Origin of the sequence: Brevibacillus sp. AF8 (genome assembly GCF_021270385.1) — a bacterium.
Classification (GTDB): Bacteria; Bacillota; Bacilli; order Brevibacillales; family Brevibacillaceae; genus Brevibacillus.
Window position 1 is genome coordinate 18,590 of the sequence record NZ_JAGQDN010000024.1, and the last position, 12,781, is coordinate 31,370.

At 48.3% G+C, this 12,781-nt stretch carries 14 protein-coding genes; 2 read left to right on the forward strand and 12 right to left on the reverse strand.

The window, feature by feature from the left end; all coding sequences use genetic code 11:
- Positions 1–37: 37 nt before the first annotated feature.
- Both KB186_RS24045 and KB186_RS24050 read right to left on the reverse strand, forming a co-directional pair.
- A complete protein-coding gene (locus tag KB186_RS24045) occupies positions 38–2,269 on the reverse strand; it encodes a heavy metal translocating P-type ATPase (protein ID WP_255688946.1) in 2,232 nt (743 codons plus the stop codon).
- A 189-nt stretch (positions 2,270–2,458) separates the two neighbouring features.
- Positions 2,459–2,755 (reverse strand): hypothetical protein, encoded by a 297-nt coding sequence (locus tag KB186_RS24050; protein WP_173612409.1) that lies wholly within the window; start codon positions 2,753–2,755, stop codon positions 2,459–2,461.
- A 142-nt stretch (positions 2,756–2,897) separates the two neighbouring features.
- On the opposite strand from KB186_RS24050, the gene KB186_RS24055 reads away from it, so the two are divergent.
- Positions 2,898–3,272 carry an ArsR/SmtB family transcription factor gene (locus KB186_RS24055; RefSeq protein ID WP_035290894.1) on the forward strand — a complete coding sequence of 125 codons (375 nt, stop codon included), beginning with the start codon at positions 2,898–2,900 and terminating at the stop codon, positions 3,270–3,272.
- A gap of 42 nt (positions 3,273–3,314) precedes the next feature.
- Here the strand turns inward: KB186_RS24055 and KB186_RS24060 are convergent, their stop codons facing one another.
- The 10 genes from KB186_RS24060 to KB186_RS24105 all read right to left on the reverse strand — a co-directional run bounded on the left by KB186_RS24060 (position 3,315) and on the right by KB186_RS24105 (position 11,680).
- Positions 3,315–3,755, reverse strand: coding sequence for a hypothetical protein (locus KB186_RS24060; protein ID WP_232774514.1), 441 nt, complete (start codon positions 3,753–3,755; stop codon positions 3,315–3,317).
- 26 nt (positions 3,756–3,781) lie between these two features.
- A complete protein-coding gene (locus KB186_RS24065; protein ID WP_232774516.1) occupies positions 3,782–5,191 on the reverse strand; it encodes a sensor histidine kinase in 1,410 nt (469 codons plus the stop codon).
- Positions 5,188–5,868 (reverse strand): response regulator transcription factor, encoded by a 681-nt coding sequence (locus KB186_RS24070; protein WP_173612412.1) that lies wholly within the window; start codon positions 5,866–5,868, stop codon positions 5,188–5,190. The genes KB186_RS24065 and KB186_RS24070 overlap by 4 nt, the downstream gene beginning before the upstream one ends.
- Positions 5,869–6,153: 285 nt before the next feature.
- The gene (locus KB186_RS24075) at positions 6,154–6,771 is read right to left on the reverse strand and encodes an alpha/beta hydrolase (RefSeq protein ID WP_232774517.1); all 618 of its coding nucleotides are present in this window, start codon (positions 6,769–6,771) and stop codon (positions 6,154–6,156) included.
- Positions 6,768–7,718, reverse strand: coding sequence for a ring-cleaving dioxygenase (locus KB186_RS24080; protein WP_232774519.1), 951 nt, complete (start codon positions 7,716–7,718; stop codon positions 6,768–6,770). The genes KB186_RS24075 and KB186_RS24080 overlap by 4 nt, the downstream gene beginning before the upstream one ends.
- A 23-nt stretch (positions 7,719–7,741) precedes the next feature.
- The gene (locus KB186_RS24085; protein WP_087349231.1) at positions 7,742–8,380 is read right to left on the reverse strand and encodes a nitroreductase family protein; all 639 of its coding nucleotides are present in this window, start codon (positions 8,378–8,380) and stop codon (positions 7,742–7,744) included.
- Between the two features lie 212 nt (positions 8,381–8,592).
- Entirely contained in the window at positions 8,593–9,096 is a 504-nt protein-coding gene (locus tag KB186_RS24090) for a DinB family protein (RefSeq protein WP_232774521.1), read from the reverse strand.
- A 266-nt stretch (positions 9,097–9,362) separates the two neighbouring features.
- Positions 9,363–9,842 (reverse strand): GNAT family N-acetyltransferase, encoded by a 480-nt coding sequence (locus KB186_RS24095; protein WP_173612416.1) that lies wholly within the window; start codon positions 9,840–9,842, stop codon positions 9,363–9,365.
- Between the two features lie 101 nt (positions 9,843–9,943).
- Positions 9,944–11,038: a threonine aldolase family protein gene (locus tag KB186_RS24100; RefSeq protein ID WP_221867417.1), complete on the reverse strand. Its 1,095-nt coding sequence runs from the start codon at positions 11,036–11,038 to the stop codon at positions 9,944–9,946.
- Positions 11,039–11,110: 72 nt separating this feature from the next.
- Positions 11,111–11,680, reverse strand: a complete 570-nt coding sequence (locus KB186_RS24105; protein WP_173612418.1) for a bifunctional transcriptional activator/DNA repair enzyme AdaA — start codon at positions 11,678–11,680, stop codon at positions 11,111–11,113.
- Between the two features lie 165 nt (positions 11,681–11,845).
- Between KB186_RS24105 and KB186_RS24110 the strand changes: the two genes are divergently transcribed.
- On the forward strand, positions 11,846–12,778 hold the full coding sequence (locus KB186_RS24110) for a DNA-3-methyladenine glycosylase 2 (protein WP_232774523.1): 933 nt from the start codon (positions 11,846–11,848) through the stop codon (positions 12,776–12,778).
- The last annotated feature ends 3 nt before the right edge of the window (positions 12,779–12,781 follow it).

The following is a 12,781-nucleotide window of genomic DNA, read 5'->3' on the forward strand; positions in this document are numbered from 1 at the left end:
AAGGGAGAGAGCTTTGACAGCTCATCTCCCTTTTTATTTAGTCCTTCATACGCAACAGTCTCATGCTGTTTAAGATGACCAGCAAGGCGGCTCCCGTGTCACTGAGCACCGCCAGCCACAAGGTGAGATATCCTGGGAATATCAGCACGAGTGCAATCAGCTTCACGATGATCGAAAACCAGATGTTTTGCTTGATAATCGTGAGTGCTTTTCTGCTGATCTTCATCGTGTGTGGCAGCTTTTCGAGATTGTCAGCCATTAGTACGATATCCGCGGTTTCCATTGCCGTATCAGTACCTGCTCCACCCATGGCAATCCCCAAGTCAGCTGATGCGAGAGCAGGCGCATCGTTGATCCCGTCCCCCACCATGGCGACGACCTTGCCTTCTTGCTGGAGTCGCTTGACCGCTTCTACCTTATCTTGTGGCAACAGCTCTGCAAAATAACGATTGACGCCTGTCTGACTCGCTACTTTTTTCGCCGTACCCGTATTGTCGCCGGTCAGCATCACGATGTCTTCGATTCCCGCGGCCTTGAGCTTGCCAATGGCACTAACCGTAATCTCACGAATGGTGTCAGCAACGGCAATCATCCCGATCAATTTCGTTGCGGTACCGATAACTACTAGCGTATGTCCTTCACTTTGCAACGAATCGATTTTCGTTTGCCATGACGACAGATCGATTCCCAGCTCTTGAAACAGGGCGGGCTTCCCTGCATAGAATGTTTCGGTTCCAATGACAGCGCTCGCCCCTTTTCCGACGATCGCCTTGAAATCTTGCCCACTCCGGGAAGCAACCTGCTTTTGTTTGGCATAGGTGAGAATCGCTTGTGCAATCGGATGGGAAGAACGCTCTTCAATCGTTCTGGCGATCGACACTACTTCGTCCTCGCTTCCCTCCATCTCGATAACTGCTGCAACCTGTGGTTTTCCTTCCGTCAATGTGCCCGTTTTATCGAAAGCAATTGCGGTAATCGCTCCCGCCTTTTCCAAAAACGTACCGCCCTTGATCAGGACTCCGTTTCTCGCGGCATTTCCAATCGCGGACACAATCGCAACTGGCGTGGAAATGACCAGAGCGCACGGGCAAGCAACAACCAGCAGCTCAAGCCCTCTGTAAAACCATTCTCCCCAGGTACCGAGTCCGAGTAATGGCGGGAATACGATCACGAACAAAGCAAGCACGAGCACGATTGGCGTGTAGATCGCAGCGAATTTGTCGACGAACGCCTGAGTAGGCGCTTTTTTCTCCTGCGCTTCCTCCACGAGATGAATGATTCTGGCAATCGCCGTATCCTCCACCAGCTTGGTTACCCTGATCTCCACCGCGCCACTTTCGTTGACACTCCCTGCAAAAACACTGTCGCCGACCAGCTTATCTACTGGGATTGATTCACCTGTAATCGGGGCCTGATTGACGCTAGATGTCCCGTGTACAATCACACCATCCAGCGGGATTTTCTCTCCGGGCTTCACTACGATGACTTGACCGACAGCGATGTCCTCAACCGGCTTGCGGGTAAGAGACTCCCCAACCTTGACCCATGCTTCAGGCGGAGCCAAATCCATCAGATTGCGTATAGAGTCACGCGTTTTTTCAATCGACTTGGTCTGCAGCAAGTTTCCAATGGAAAAGAGCCAGACGACTGTTGCGCCCTCCAGCCACTCACCGATCAAGGCTGCTCCTACTGCCGCAACAGACATCAATACGTTCATATCCAGTGAACCGCTTTTGATCGCGTAAAAAGCACTGCGCGCAGGTCGGTAGCCGCCACTTATGATCGACAACGCATAGAGCACAGTGACGACCAATGGAGATATGCTAGGCGATAAGGAACCTAGAAAACCGAGTGCCAACAACACACCGGAAATCGTCGTCAGAACCGTCCCTGCTTGATCCGTTTTCGGTACTGCTTTGGCTGTACGCCTCGTAAGCAGCATGGCGCTGTAGCCAGCCTTGGCGACTTCCTTGACCACTGCATCTTCTCCCAGCCCATCCGCGACGAGCTGCATTTTACCCGTGGAAAAGTTCACGTTTACCTCTTTGACAGCAGGCAACGTCTGCATATGCTTTTCCAGCGATTTGGCGCACGAACTGCAATCCATGCCTATAACGCGATAAACAACAGCCTGTGAAGAAAGAATGCCTGCGCTTTCTGTTGCCGCAGCCGCAGGCTCGAGAACCGTGAGAATTTTACCAGCATGCTTATGCTCACTGCCGCATTGAGGCCCACTGCAACACTCATCTTTTTTTCGTTCTTCTGCCATCTGTTTTCACCTTTTTCCAAGCATCTATTTTGCCCAGCTTCGAATGAAATCATCCACAAACATTCAAACAAATATTTAATTATTATATTATCGTATCCTTCTGGTTCGTTCAAGAATTGATTTGAATATTTCGCCCATTTTTTTACAGACCGAGAATAAAGAACAAGACCCCTATTACTAGGAGTCTTGTTACTTGGTACGGGCTTCTACTGGTGCTGGAGTGGTCTGCCAACGCTCCCCACAGTCCAGACATTTGCACTTGATTACTTTACGCTTTTCTAAGGCAAGACGAACGGCAAACAGGATAAAGGCACCGGACAGTCCGAGGAACAAAAAGATGACAGGAGTCCCTTTCACTGAAATGCCGATCAAGGCGAGCACTGCCAAAACCGCTGCATAAATGGTTATGTATAATGGCTTATTAATCGATTCCGTCAAATCGATTTTCGCAGAACGGCACTTCGGGCACTTTGGTTGTGCACTCATGGTATTCTCTCCCCATTTCTTGGATCATGTTCATCTTACACGAAAACAGAGAGGGACACTACACTGCCATGAAAATGTCGTTTTTCCTTTTCACTTTCTCTGTGAATGTCTATAATAATAGGACATTGTAGAGCATGAGGTGATGGTTACAGTGGATGACATCTGTGAAATCCAATGTTTTGATGAGGAAAAAGTAAATCGGTTAAAGCCGTTCGCCACAGAATCAGAAGGGGTAGCAAAAATCTTCAAGGCGTTGGCCGATGACACCCGCGCCAAAATCATTCACATCCTCTCGATGGAAGACGAGCTCTGTGTCTGCGATGTGGCTGCTATTATCGGAAGCTCGATCGCTAACACCTCCCATCATCTGCGGCTTCTGCGCAACATGGGACTGGCCAAGTACCGCAAAGAAGGAAAACTCGTATTTTACTCGTTGGATGATGACCATGTACGCCATCTCATATCTGCGGGGATTGAACACGCCAAAGAACAGAAAACGATTGTCCGAGCTACCTGATTGCTCGGGCTTTTTTGTTACTCCGGCATTTTAAACATTTGATTAACCATGGCGGTTTATACTCGTTTTCCGGGTAAACCGCTGCCTGATCGCCTCTATTCCCACAAATATAAAGAAGTAACATATGGAAGCGAACACAAACACTGTTGCCTGCGGATAAAACAATGCAGCTTGCGGATCAACACTTATTAGCCATTGAAAAAGTACAGGAGCATAGCCGATGACAGCATATCCGGCGCAACGCACTGCGTATTTTTTCCACCCGATTACGTGTGATCGATTCACTAGCCAGTCCACGAATACCGACAGCCATACGAAGACAATCAGGTTCATTGCCATGCTGATGAGCACGCCCAGCAAATACTCTTGTCCAAACCCGTACGGCGCGCTAGGGTCACGATAAAGGTAGATGATCAACGCAGCATACAGACCGGTAAAGAGAGGGGATATAACTGCGGCGAGGAGACGCATGCCGATATTCATGGAAATCACTCCCTTGCATCGTTTCGTTAAGATTCGTTTGTCGTTCGCGCAGTAGGATGTTCACCCGTCGGTAGACTGACTCTGACCGTTGTCCCTTCGCCTATACGGCTTTGAATGTGAATGCTGCCTTTTGCGACCTGCAAAATTTTTTGCACGATAGAAAGACCGAGCCCGCTTCCCGTCGCTTCCCGATTGCGTGACTTGTCTCCTTTGTAAAAGCGGTCAAAGACATGCTCCTGCTCCTCTTCTGACATGCCGATCCCCGTATCCCGAATGGTCACGACGATTCGCGTATCCTTTTGTATCGCAATGTAAATAGAGCCAGCCGTTGGGGTGAATTTGATACTGTTCGCAAGCAGGTTCATCCATACTTGATTGAGTAGCTGCTTGTCACCCACGATGAAGGTCTCCGGTAAGGTCAGCTCCATCGCGAGCTTTTTTTGTTGCCACTGCTGCTGCAAAACTAAGAGGACTTGCCTGATCTGCTCATCCAGACGAAAACGGGTCGGTTCGTACAGCCCGGTCTCTTTGTCCAGGGAAGCGAGCGTCAACAGCTGCTTGCTCAAGGAAGACAGACGTCTGCTCTCCTCTTCGATGATCGTCAAGTACATCTCCCGCTGTTCGCTTGTCACACCACCGCTGCGGATGGCTTGAGAAAAGCCTTGGATCGATGTCAATGGAGACTGGATTTCATGAGAGACATTGGAGACAAACTCTTGGCGCATCTCGTCCAGTTGTTTGAGTGACTCTGTCATTCTCGCAAAATGCATAGCCAAATCGCCGATTTCATCCCGGCGAGCGATGTCCAAGTGTATATCATACTGCCCTTCTGCCAGCTTTTTGGTCGCACGGCTTAGCTTCTCGATCGGCTTCACCAAATAACGGGTAAATACCAAAATCAGGATCAGGCTAAGGACAAACATCGCTGCCAGCAGCAAAGCAAACATAATGTGCACCTCGCCAAACTGCTGCTCAATATTTGGCCGTACAAACAGGGCGTACTTTTTCCCTTCTGCTATAAGCGGCAAGCCAATGCTGTTTGTCAACGTGTTTTCGAAAAATCCGGTCACAAACAAGCCGTGCTGTTCTTCTGTAATTCCTCTGTAGGTCTCACCCGCCAATACTTTTTGAACGATGGCAGGCTCTATCTGCTGGTCTCGAAAAGGTGCTCCGAACTGGCTTACTCCGCCATTCTCATCCACGAGATGCAACTGAAAATTCAAATTGCCGACATGGGTCATAAAGGCGGTGAGGTCGAGCGAGGATTTATGCTCGTACAAATCGATTATCTGCTGTCCGATACTCGTGATTTTTTGTTCATTATAAGCACGCAGGTTTCGTTGATAATACTCATTTGCCAGCATAAATCCAAGTGTGCCGCTGATCAGTACAATGGCGACGAAGGTAAAAACAACCCGAACGTAGAGAGATTTCACGTGCCTCGCACCTCCAGCTTGTAGCCTAAACCACGAACGGTAGAAATGACAAAGTCATTGGTTTTCTCCGTAAATTTCTCTCGCAGCCGCTTAATATGCACATCGATGGTACGACTATCGCTCTCCGTATCACTCCCCCACACGAGCTCCAACAGTTGATCCCGGGTAAAGATCCGATCAGGAAAACTGGCAAGCTGGGCAAGCAGTTCAAATTCCTTTAATGGTAAATGAATCAACTCTTCTTTCACCTTCACAACATGGCTGATACGATCGATGACAGTATCGTTTATGACAATGATTTGTTTGCTGACCATCTGATAACGACGCAGCAAGGCCTTGATGCGGTACAACAATTCGGTAGGCTCAAATGGCTTGGTCAAATAATCATCCGTCCCCGCCAAAAAACCTTTTTCCTTATCCCGTACCTCTCCCTTTGCCGTTAGCATGATGACAGGGAGGTCGTAAAATTCCCGGATCTCCCGGCATAGCTCCCAGCCGTTTTTGCCTGGCATCATCACATCCACGATGGCGAGCTGGACAGACTCGTGCTCTAACAGCTGCGAAGCCTCATTTCCATCCACACAAGCCAAGACGTTGTATCCCTCTTTAGCTAAGTAAAACCGCAATAGCTCGCGTACGTGTGGATCGTCATCTGCAATCAGAATCGTCAGTTTCATCTAGCTGGCCTCCTTGTTACTCGCCCTCTGGTTCTCCTGCTTCATTATTTTGAATGATACTCACTTGTTTATCCTCCTGCAAATCGTCACTGGCTTGCGCCTATCTGCGCGGATCAATCGTAAAGAAGCAATATGAACAAGAGATGAACGAATACGGCTGGCTCTTGAAGACCCTTACACATTTGATTAAATCTGAGGAAAACCTGCTCTTTTCCCGGAAAAACAATGTTTGCACACACAAAAAACGGCAGACACTTAGGTCCGCCACTCTTGTTACTCATTCGATTACTTGCGAAACTTCTCTGTAAACCACGCGGCCGAAGCCTCTACTTCCTTCACCGTTAGCTGATGACCATATGAATCCCAATGCACAGTCACGTCAGCACCTGCTTCTGTGAGTAATTGGTTCAGCTCCTCCGTCTCTTGTGCAGTACAGATCGGATCATTCGTACCCGCTCCGATGAACACTGGAATGGCTGACATATCAGGCAGAGCGATCCCACGGCGTGGAACCATTGGGTGGAAAAGAATCGCCCCTTTTAGCGGAGTCGGGTAATGGAACAGGAGACTACCTGCGATATTCGCCCCGTTCGAATAACCGACTGCCACGATATTGTCTCTCTCGATCTGATACGTAACCGCCGCCTGATCCAAAAACTCATGCAGCTCCTGCGTGCGGTAGACCAAATCCTCTTCGTCGAATACACCCTCTGCTAAGCGTCGGAAAAATCGCGGCATGCCGTTTTCGAGAACATTCCCACGGACACTCAGAACAGAAGCGCCTGGATAAATGCGATTGGCCAGTGGCAAGAGGTCGCTTTCATCTCCGCCTGTTCCATGAAGCAACAACAGCGTTGGTGCTTTTGAATCGGTTCCTTTTCGAAAAATATGCTTCAAATTCATAATTTATCTTCCTCCAACACTCTGACTGTAATCGGCGGCAAACCTTGCTCAATCTGGGCACGACGTGGTTCATACCACTCGGGGAGCATCAGTTTTTCACCCAGTGCCTCAAATGGCTCATCTCGTTCAAATCCTGGAGGATCTGTTGCAATCTCAAACAAAATCTCGCCTGGCTCGCGGAAGTAGATGGCGTTGAAGTATTGACGGTCGATAATATCCGTCGGATGGAGTCCGGATTGAGCCGCACGCTGCTGCCACAGTTGGTGATCCTGATCATCTACGGCACGCCATGCGATATGGTGGATTGTACCTGCGCCACCTACTCCTCTTGGTATCGGCTCGGCATTCACGTCGATGACATTGCCCAAATCGCCGTGAGCCTTGAAACGGACAAGGCCGTTTTCTTCGCCGACTCTGGTCAGTCCCATCAGTCTCTCGAGAACATCCATAGTGTGGGCTGGAGCCATGCTGTACAAGATCGCTCCGCCGAAGCCTTTGATCGCCTTATCAGCTGGCACTCCGCCAAAGGACCATTTGCTCGCTGGACCGCCTTCACGTTCCACGATCTCCAGCTGTAAGCCGTCTCTGTCTGTAAATTGCAGATACGTTTCATTAAAACGCTCCACGCGGCGGTACTCGATTCCGAATTTTTTCAGTCGATCCTCCCAGAAGGAAAACGCCCCCACCGGAATCAAGAAGGTTGTATAGCCAACCTGCCCACCGCCAACGCGTCCGCGGCGACCAGTTTCCCACGGGAAAAAGGTGATTGCAGTACCTGGACTGCCGACCTCATTCCCGAAATACAAGTGATATACATCTGGTGCATCGAAGTTGATCGTTTTTTTCACCATGCGCAATCCGAGAAACCCTGCATAAAAATCAACGTTATTTTGGGCGCTTGTTACAAAAGCTGTGATATGGTGAATTCCTGCTGTTTGCTGTGTCATTTTGAATTGCCTCCTCAAATTTATTATTTACTTGCTTGGAATGTGTTGTAGCTTACGAACTCTCCAACGGGCTTGCGGTACCCTCTGACACGCTGGCTGGATGTATCTTCTTTTCCAATCGTGATCATCAAAGCTGGCACAAAGCTGTCCGGAACCTTCGCTATTTCTTGCACCGCTGCCGGGTCGAATCCGATCATCGGGCACGTATCCCAGCCTTTATCCTTTGCAGCGAGCATGAACAACATTGCGGACAAATTGGCATTGCGGATCGCTTCATCACGCTTGAACTGCTCTCCTCCAGCCTCGTGCATTGCTCTGACAGAAGAATTGTTGTGGTCGTACTCGCGTTGATCCATGACTCCTAAATGAAGAAGGCCTTCATTAATGCGCTCTACACTTTGGTACGCTTCCTTGTCACCAAATACAAGCACAACTGCCGAAGCGGTCTTTACCTTATACTGTCTATATGCCGCTTCATATACACGCTCTTTGGCTTCTGGATCGATGACAACTACATAATGGGCATGCTGCAAATTGAATGCTGATGGCGCGAATTTGACCAGCGACATGATTTCATCGATCTCAGCAGGTGTTATCGTTACGTCCGTTAGAAACTTGTTTGCAGATCTTCTGTTTTTTACAAGGGTGGTGAATTCACTCATGGGACTTCCTCCTCGATTTTTTCTATCTCATTCATTTTTTGATATCTCAAATTAAAGATAATGGGTTTAAAAATGTTCCTGCTTGGGGAAGTAGGATGACGATGTTACGAAAATTAAATATCTTGAATTTAAGATAATTATAGGACGTGAATTGTCCCTTGTCAACAGCCTAAAGCCAGAAGAATGAAATCTCTTCCAGCCCAAGACTCTTTTCAGTTGGCGTACCAGTAAAGTGCATAATCGGTCATGACAGAAGGATACCCCATTTGGCGCAGCATCGCCGTTATATTTCCACGATGATACGTTCCGTGATTGACCACTTGCATGATGATTTCTGCCAAGCTCGTATCTCGCACTCTCGTGTACGGATTATCAAGGACAATGCGTCGCTCCAAATCTTCATCTTGGCTGAGAAAAGCTCTGAATTGCTCGACCAGTTCGGCATACAACTGCTCAACTTCCTCCAAGCTTTTTCCCGTTAATTCCTTTTCCTTCTGCCATGCCTCATTCAATGCCGCTTGCATGTCCATCCCTTGCAATATGCGAATCCAGCCTTGGTCCACCATATAAATATGCTCCATCACTTTTGCTACTGTCGGGAAAACGCTTTGGACCTCCTGCTCGTAAACACCTTCCGGAAGCTCCTTTAAGCGATTGATTAACGTTTGATTCGCCCACGCGTGAAAGTCGTACATGTTTTTGGCATAGTGTGTCATGATAAAGCCCCCTCTTTGGTTCTTCGATAGCTCTATCATAGACCGGCTTCCCTGACAAATACGGTCAGTGATGCTTTCCGCTCCAGCCAAACTCTCATTTTTCCTAATGAAAACAGTTGTTCCATGTGGTGGACTCCTGGAGGAAACGATTCTTCATAGAGCGATTTTGCTACGGTAGTCGCTACCATTGCGGTCATGATGGACTGATCACGCCCAAAAAGCAGACACTCTACTGTCGCCTCTTCAGTTCCTCGTTTCCCGTGCTTCTACCTTGATGACAAAGCGAGATGAAAAATCAGCTCCTCGCCAAACTCACCCGCAAATCTCCATCCTTGATCGACTAGACCAGCCTTTTTATACAGTTGGATCGCTGGCGTATTCGTATGATGCACCGTCAACACGATTTCATCTCGCTCCGGGTAATGCACTCGTGCGATGTCAGCCAACTCATGGAATACTCGCAAGGCGTAGCCCTTCTTTTGATAGCGGGAATCAATCGAAAATGATTTGAAAATAATAGCCTCGCCATTTGGTGTGTAGGGATTGCCTGTGTGTGGTGTGAATAAGGCAAAGCAGCCGATTAGATGGCCTTGGTCGAAAACCACATAGGGCATAGATCCACGATCGTTTTGAGATGCTTCAATCACATCGACTGGCATAGATGTGTAGATCGCTTGTTCTTGCGGTAAATCGTAAGCCATGATCGAAGGGTAGTCGCTTTTTTCGTACGGTCTGATAATGAACATCTTGGTTCCTTTCTCTTCTTACGGAAAAATTCGCGACAGCCCGGTATGAATCTGTAAGCACCAGACTGCCACCGCCCCGAAGTTGATTCGTTCTCGGCTTTTTATTTCTGCTCCCCTAATTTCTGATTCAGCTTTTCGAATGCCAATGCCAGCTCTTCCTTCGGGATCATCGCATACCGATCGCCAATACTTACCTCATAGGAGCTAGTCGATTCGTCGTCCTCTCTTACATAATGCGTGAAACCAATTCCTGTCTCTTCACTAAGAGAGACCATGATACGCTCAAGCTCTTCTTTCGGCAATTCTGCATGCACATGAAACATGTTGGATACAGGCACGGCTGGTCTCGTGGATATCCCCTGGCATTGGTTGTACCATGCTGCCAGTTCCTTTGCGTGCTCGTAATATTGACCGAATTTATGCTTTCTCTGCTCAAAATGGTATTCTGCCGTGACAATATACGGGTACAAACTAATCAGGTCCCCGCCATGGCGTCTTTTCCATACCTTCGATTGCTTCGTGAAATCTTCATCCCCAGCCAGGATCGCTCCGGCAATTCCGCCTATCCCTTTGTAAAAGGAAACGTACACGCTATCGAACAACGCGCATACCTCATCGGCTGTCTTCTCGTAAAACGGCAGGATTTCCATAAGCCGGGCGCCATCCAGATGCAGCCGAATTCCTTTTTCCCGACAATAACGGGAGATCGCCTCCAAATCCTCATACGTGGGTAGCTGTCCGCCAATCTCCCGCTGTGGCAATTCCAGCAACAGGCACGCGATATCGTCGTCCATGCCGAGAACATCGGCCAGTTCAATCACTCTGTCTTTATCCGCCAGCAAGACAGCCTCGATCTGATGCAACTCCTTGAGCCCATCCTCCTCGTGAATCTCCAAGTGGCAGAGCGGATGATAGGCGACCTTTTTGATTCCCTTCTCATCGCACCAGATGCGTAACGCGATTTGTTGGGCCATCGTACCGCTGGGAAAGAATACGGCAGACTCTTTGCCCAAATATTCGGCCATCTTGCGTTGGAAATTCTCGATGAGTTCGCCTGTTCCGTACATATCACCCTCCATATTCCCGTCCACTCTGGATAGGACCTGCTGCAATTGATGGAGGTCTCTCTTGCTGTGCCCGGCGATTTGATAAGTGGTCTTTTTAAATACTTCTCGCAAGGTTTTCGTATCGTTCATTTTGGCAGGGCTCCTTTTGTTTCTCATCTTCAATGCTCCTTACTTTTTAAGATATCATATTTCACAAGCAGCTTATGTCGTTTGTTTTTTGACGTACAGTTGGCGATATTCACTCGGCGTCTTGCCCGTCATTTTTTTAAACAACGTGATAAAATACGGCGTATTCGGCATCCCTACCAATTGCGCAACATCCGCGATCTGGTTGTTCGAATGAGCCAGCAGCTCTCGTGCCCTTTCTATCCGCTTTTTCTGGATGTACTCCACAGGCGTCATATCCATGAGTCGCTTAAACGTTCGCTGCAAATGAAACGGACTGCCATGGCACATATCAGCTAAATGCTCCAACGTCAGCTTTTCGTTATAATGAGAATCAATGTACTGTGTAATTTGTGCCACCCACTCACGATCAGGCAACCTCTCTCCCGTAGGCTTGCAGCGTTTACATGGGCGAAATTCTTCCCGTAGGGCTTGGTTTGCATTTTGGAAAACCCGCACGTTCTCCCTCTTCGGCGGCTTCGACTTGCACGACGGTCTACAAAAAATCTTCGTCGTTTTTACCGCATAAAAAAATTGATCATCGTAAGACGAATCGTTATGAATAATGGCCTGCCATCGCTCATCGGTTACCCGTTCCTCCAACACATGTCCTCTCCTTTGCCATAGCCGTTATCGAATCGCTTGCTCTTACCGACAGTATACCCCCACGCTACATGATCCGTACTGCTAGAAGATTAAAATAGCAAGATAACGAAATGACAGGATAGCTTTTCTTGTTATAAAACTAGGAGGAAGACAGGAGGTTTTCACATGACAAGCGGTCTATCCCACTCGGCTTGGGTCGATAATAGAAAAGAATTAATCTTGTCCGTACCTACGGAATTCTGTTTTTCGCAAAATCTTCACTACTTGTCCAGAGCATCCAACGAATGCATGTTTCACATTCAAAACGGGCGCCTCTACAAAGCCATCCCGATTGAACAAGATTCACAAGTGGTCGAAATTCACGCAGAAAACGATCAAGGATTGACTGTGCGTTTTCTCAGCCCTTCGCTTCCCACTGAAAAAGTCCGGATGGAGGTTGCCCGCTATGTGCGAGATTGGTTCGATCTCGATCGAGACCTGGTTCCGTTTTATGAGCTTGCCGCAGGGGATGCTCTTCTACAGCAAGCCGTTGAAAAATTTTACGGGCTGCGGACTATGGGCATTCCCGACCTGTTTGAAGCGCTCAGTTGGGGAATCATTGGTCAACAAATTAACCTGACCTATGCGTACACCCTCAAGCGGCGGTTGGTAGAGACATTCGGAAGACGAGTAGATTTCGAAGGACAGACGTATTGGCTTTTTCCCACAGCAGAAACAATCGCCGGATTATCCGTCGCTGATCTGGATGGATTGCGCATGACGACCAAGAAATGCGAGTATTTGATTGACGTCGCACAACTCATCGTTGAAGGGAAACTATCGAAAGAGCTATTATGGGACGGAGGAGATTATCAAACCGCGGAGAAACGTTTGACCCGTATCCGTGGGATTGGACCGTGGACAGCCAACTATGTGCTCATGCGCTGTCTGCGAATGCCCTCTGCTTTTCCCATTGATGATGTCGGCCTGCACAATGCGATCAAATTTTTACTAGGCAAAGAAAAAAAGCCGACAAAAGCAGAAATACGAGAGCTGTCCAAGGCTTGGACGAATTGGGAGTCGTACGCTACTTTTTATTTATGGCGTTTTCTTTATTAATCA

Coding starts and splice junctions, on each gene's coding strand:
- KB186_RS24075 (WP_232774517.1), bottom strand. CDS start 6,771: ATGAATTTGAAGCATATTTTTCGAAAAGGAACCGATTCAAAAGCACCA.
- KB186_RS24060 (WP_232774514.1), bottom strand. CDS start 3,755: ATGAATATCGGCATGCGTCTCCTCGCCGCAGTTATATCCCCTCTCTTT.
- KB186_RS24085 (WP_087349231.1), bottom strand. CDS start 8,380: ATGAGTGAATTCACCACCCTTGTAAAAAACAGAAGATCTGCAAACAAG.
- KB186_RS24095 (WP_173612416.1), bottom strand. CDS start 9,842: ATGTTCATTATCAGACCGTACGAAAAAAGCGACTACCCTTCGATCATG.
- KB186_RS24045 (WP_255688946.1), bottom strand. CDS start 2,269: ATGGCAGAAGAACGAAAAAAAGATGAGTGTTGCAGTGGGCCTCAATGC.
- KB186_RS24050 (WP_173612409.1), bottom strand. CDS start 2,755: ATGAGTGCACAACCAAAGTGCCCGAAGTGCCGTTCTGCGAAAATCGAT.
- KB186_RS24090 (WP_232774521.1), bottom strand. CDS start 9,096: ATGACACACTATGCCAAAAACATGTACGACTTTCACGCGTGGGCGAAT.
- KB186_RS24080 (WP_232774519.1), bottom strand. CDS start 7,718: ATGACACAGCAAACAGCAGGAATTCACCATATCACAGCTTTTGTAACA.
- KB186_RS24100 (WP_221867417.1), bottom strand. CDS start 11,038: ATGAACGATACGAAAACCTTGCGAGAAGTATTTAAAAAGACCACTTAT.
- KB186_RS24055 (WP_035290894.1), top strand. CDS start 2,898: ATGGTTACAGTGGATGACATCTGTGAAATCCAATGTTTTGATGAGGAA.
- KB186_RS24110 (WP_232774523.1), top strand. CDS start 11,846: ATGACAAGCGGTCTATCCCACTCGGCTTGGGTCGATAATAGAAAAGAA.
- KB186_RS24070 (WP_173612412.1), bottom strand. CDS start 5,868: ATGAAACTGACGATTCTGATTGCAGATGACGATCCACACGTACGCGAG.